Here is a 3,551-nt window from a genome sequence, read left to right on the forward strand (position 1 = left end):
GACCCGGGCAGCCTGGTGCGGACGCCGGCGCCGGTGGTCCGGCCGTCGGCGGACGGGTTCACCGCCGAGGTGCTCACCGTGGACCACTTCGGCAACGTGCAGCTCGCCGCCCCGGCCTCCCTGCTGGACCCGCTGCCGCACCGGGTGCGGGTCAACGACCGGCCGGCGGTACGCGGGCGGACGTTCGGCGACGCCGCACCGGGCGCCCTGGTGGTGCATTCGGACTCGGCCGGACTGGTGGCGGTCGCGGTGAACCGGGGCCGGGCGGTGGACGTGCTGGACGCGTCGCCCGGCGATCTGGTGCGGGTGGTGGCCGGCTGATCCCCTTCGGACCGAGGGCTGAAACGGTGCGGCTCCCGGACCCGCACCCCCCGACGAACTGTGGAATGCTGCCGGGGTGGGTGAGCGATGGGTTCCGGTGCCCTGTCCCTGCTGCGGCGCGCGGACCGGGGGTGGCACGTGCCCGGTGTGCTTCTGGACCGACGACGGCCAGGGCGACACCGACGCCGACGCGGTGCGCGGCGGCCCGAACGGTGACCTCAGCCTGACCCACGCCCGCCTCAACTTCGCGGTCTACGGCGCGAGCCACCCCCGCTACCAGGACATGGTCCGCCCGGCCCGCCCCGACGAGCGCGTCTGACGCGGTCAGCAGACCGGCACCGTGCCGCCGTACACCGCCGAGATGTACGCGTGGCTGACGAACTGCCCGGTGGCGAGCCGGTTCCAACGGCTGGTCGTCCGGTACGGGCCGGCGACGGACTGCCCGATCACGTAGCACTGGATCGGCACGTGCGCGTACCGGGCGGCGAGCCCACGGGTCGCGTACGCGGTGCTGGCGCCGGTGCGGATGTTCAGCGGGCCGTCGCCGACCACGCCGCGCGGGCCCGCACCGGTCCACAGGTACGCCACGTCGACCCAGGCGTTGTCGGTGAGCCGCAACCCGTCCCAGAAGGTGCCGTCGGCGAGGTCGATGCCCGCCGGGTTGAGCACGGTCCGGCCGAACTGGTCCCGCCCGCCGTTGTAGCCGTACTGGTAGGCCGCCTGCGCCTCGGGCCGGCCCTGCGGCAGGTCCTTCCAGTTCTCCCGGACGGCGCTGATGTTCCAGTAGTCGTCCCGGGTGTTCCAGGGGCCGACGTCCCAGACCGGGGCGTACTCGCACCGGCTGCCGGTGGTGGTGCAGACCCGTACCGTGTAGTCGCCGGTGTTGAGCGGTGCCAGGCCGCGCCGGGACGGCAGCGCCACGAAGTGGTCGCGCGGCACGATGGTGTGCCCGTTGGCCGTCAGCCCGCCGACCAGACCGACCCGGGTGGCGTACACCCGGTACACCAGGCCGGGCGTGGCGCCGGAGACGGCGGTGGGTGCGACGGCGGCGCTGTCGGCGGTGAGGCGTACGGCGCGTACCTGCGCGGTGGCCCCGGCGGCGGCGGTGAGCACCACGCGGAGCTGGACCCGGGTGACCGGCCGGTCGAAGACGGCACCCGTCGTGGCCGTCCGCCACTCGGTCCAGCCGGTGGCCCGCCAACCGCGTACCTGGGCCTCCACGGTGGCGCCGTCCGGTACGCGGGCCGTGACCTCGGCGCGGACCCGGGTGGCGGGCCGGGCGAGGCGGTACGGGGCGGCGACGAACAGCCCCTCGGCCACCGCGCTGTGCGGGCTGCGCCCCGCGGGGGTCGACGCGGGCCGGAGATCGGCCAGGCGGAGCCCGGCACGGGTGTGGCGGACGTTGACGTCGTCGGCGTCGACGACGGAGAGATCGGTGGCCCACGGGTCGACACCGGCGGGGGCGGCCGAGGCGGGCGCGCCGGGCGCGGCGAGTGGGAGCAGGGCGAGAGCGAGGATGGCGGCGAGGCCGGCGGGGCGAACAGGTCGTCGGGTACGACTCATGGGCATTCTCCTCAGAACTCCCTGATAGTGCCGTTGTCGGTAGTTCGAGGGGAACCTCGGTACAAATAGCGACACATGCGAATATGGCTCGCGGGAGGGAGAATGGCGAGGTGCCCGAAGGCGACACCGTCTGGAACACCGCCCGCGTCCTGCACCGGGCGCTCGCCGGCGTACGGCTCACCGGCAGCGACTTCCGGGTGCCCCAGCTCGCCGCCACCGACCTCGCCGGCTGGACGGTGCGCGAATCGGCGAGCCGCGGCAAGCACCTGCTCCTGCGCCTCGCCGCCCCGGAGACGGCCGAGCAGCGGACCCTGCACTCGCACCTGCGGATGGAGGGGGCCTGGCGGGCGTACGCCTCGGGTGAGCGCTGGTCCGCCCGCCCGGCGCACCTGATCCGCGTGGTCCTGCGCAGCGCGACGGCGGTCGCCGTCGGCTACCACCTGCACGAGCTGGCCCTGGTGCCGACGGCCGAGGAGCACACCCTCGTCGGCCATCTTGGGCCGGACCTGCTCGGCCCGGACTGGGACGCAGACGAGGCGGTACGCCGGCTGGCCGCCCACCCGGACACCACCATCGGCGAGGCGCTGCTCGACCAGCGCAACCTGGCCGGGGTCGGCAACCTGTACAAGTGCGAGGTGCTGTTCCTGCGCGGCATCTCGCCGTGGACGCCGGTCGGTGCGGTCCCGGACCTCGCCGGCACGGTGACCCTGGCGCAGAAGCTGCTGGCCGCCAACCGGGGCCGGTGGACGCAGAGCACCACCGGGTCCCTGCACCGGGGCCGGACCAGCTACGTGTACGGCCGCCGGGCCCAGCCCTGCCGCCGCTGCGGCACCGCGATCCGCAAGGAGGAGTTGGGCGAGCGCGTGACCTACTGGTGCCCGGTCTGCCAACCGGAGCACCCCGCCACCCGACCGGGCTGACGCGGAACGGCACCGGGCCGGCGACCGCCGGGGCGAGGGGCGACGGCCGCCGCCCGCCCGCCGTCACGAAGGGTGAGAAGAGCTCCCGGGTCAACCATCCGCTCCCGCCACTTTGCTCTGCACCCTGATACGCGCCACTTACCCTCTGTACTCGCGTAGGCGGCACCGGAGTCGGCGGCGACGCACGCAACAGCAGCTCAGCGCCGTGGTGCATACCAGGGTGCAGAGCAAAGTGGGCGCGAGGGGCGAGCGCGGGGAGAGACGCCTAGTCACACTGAGTGATCAGCCACGTTCGCTACCTCAAGTGACCGTCGTGAGGCAGGGCTCGGCTCGCAGGCTGGTTCCTCGCCGACGGGCACCGACCCTCCGGAGCACGACGCGACCACCGCGCTGCGGCCATGGTCGGCGTCCGCGCCACAGGTGACGCCCGGTTCACCGGCGGCGTGTCGGCCTGGACACTCCGAGGCAACGGAGGGACTCCACGGATACGGACGATTGGGTACTTCCTTCACGCCCCCACCCCGGTACATGCTGCGCTTGAGTGCTCACGCATCGTCAGCGCGACCGGGACCGCCACGCCGGAGTGGCGGTCACCGCGCCCCGACCTCGGGGAGAGCCATGGACATGTTCCGCCGACTGCGGGTGACCCGCCCGAACCAGGCGGCCGGTGCCGACCGCGAGGCCGCCGACGGTCACGTGCCCCCCACGGCCGTACCCGCCGCCCGCCGCGCCGAGGAGCCGCCGGAC

General features: G+C 74.2%; 4 protein-coding genes. 3 read left to right on the forward strand and 1 reads right to left on the reverse strand.

Annotated features, from left to right (window positions below):
• Together AB0I76_RS25270 and AB0I76_RS25275 are read left to right on the forward strand one after the other, a co-directional pair.
• Positions 1 to 321, forward strand: a 321-nt coding sequence (locus AB0I76_RS25270; RefSeq protein WP_357040199.1) for an SAM hydroxide adenosyltransferase, incomplete at its 5' end; no start/stop codon positions are given.
• A 97-nt stretch (positions 322 to 418) separates the two neighbouring features.
• Entirely contained in the window at positions 419 to 640 is a 222-nt protein-coding gene (locus AB0I76_RS25275; RefSeq protein ID WP_357040208.1) for a CPCC family cysteine-rich protein, read from the forward strand.
• 5 nt (positions 641 to 645) lie between these two features.
• On the opposite strand, the gene AB0I76_RS25280 is transcribed toward AB0I76_RS25275, so the two are convergent.
• On the reverse strand, positions 646 to 1,884 hold the full coding sequence (locus tag AB0I76_RS25280; protein WP_357040202.1) for a hypothetical protein: 1,239 nt from the start codon (positions 1,882 to 1,884) through the stop codon (positions 646 to 648).
• A 110-nt stretch (positions 1,885 to 1,994) separates the two neighbouring features.
• On the opposite strand from AB0I76_RS25280, the gene AB0I76_RS25285 reads away from it, so the two are divergent.
• The gene (locus AB0I76_RS25285; RefSeq protein ID WP_357040205.1) at positions 1,995 to 2,804 is read left to right on the forward strand and encodes a DNA-formamidopyrimidine glycosylase family protein; all 810 of its coding nucleotides are present in this window, start codon (positions 1,995 to 1,997) and stop codon (positions 2,802 to 2,804) included.
• Positions 2,805 to 3,551: the final 747 nt, after the last annotated feature.

Source organism: Micromonospora sp. NPDC049799, assembly GCF_040656655.1.
Lineage (GTDB): Bacteria > Actinomycetota > Actinomycetes > Mycobacteriales > Micromonosporaceae > Micromonospora.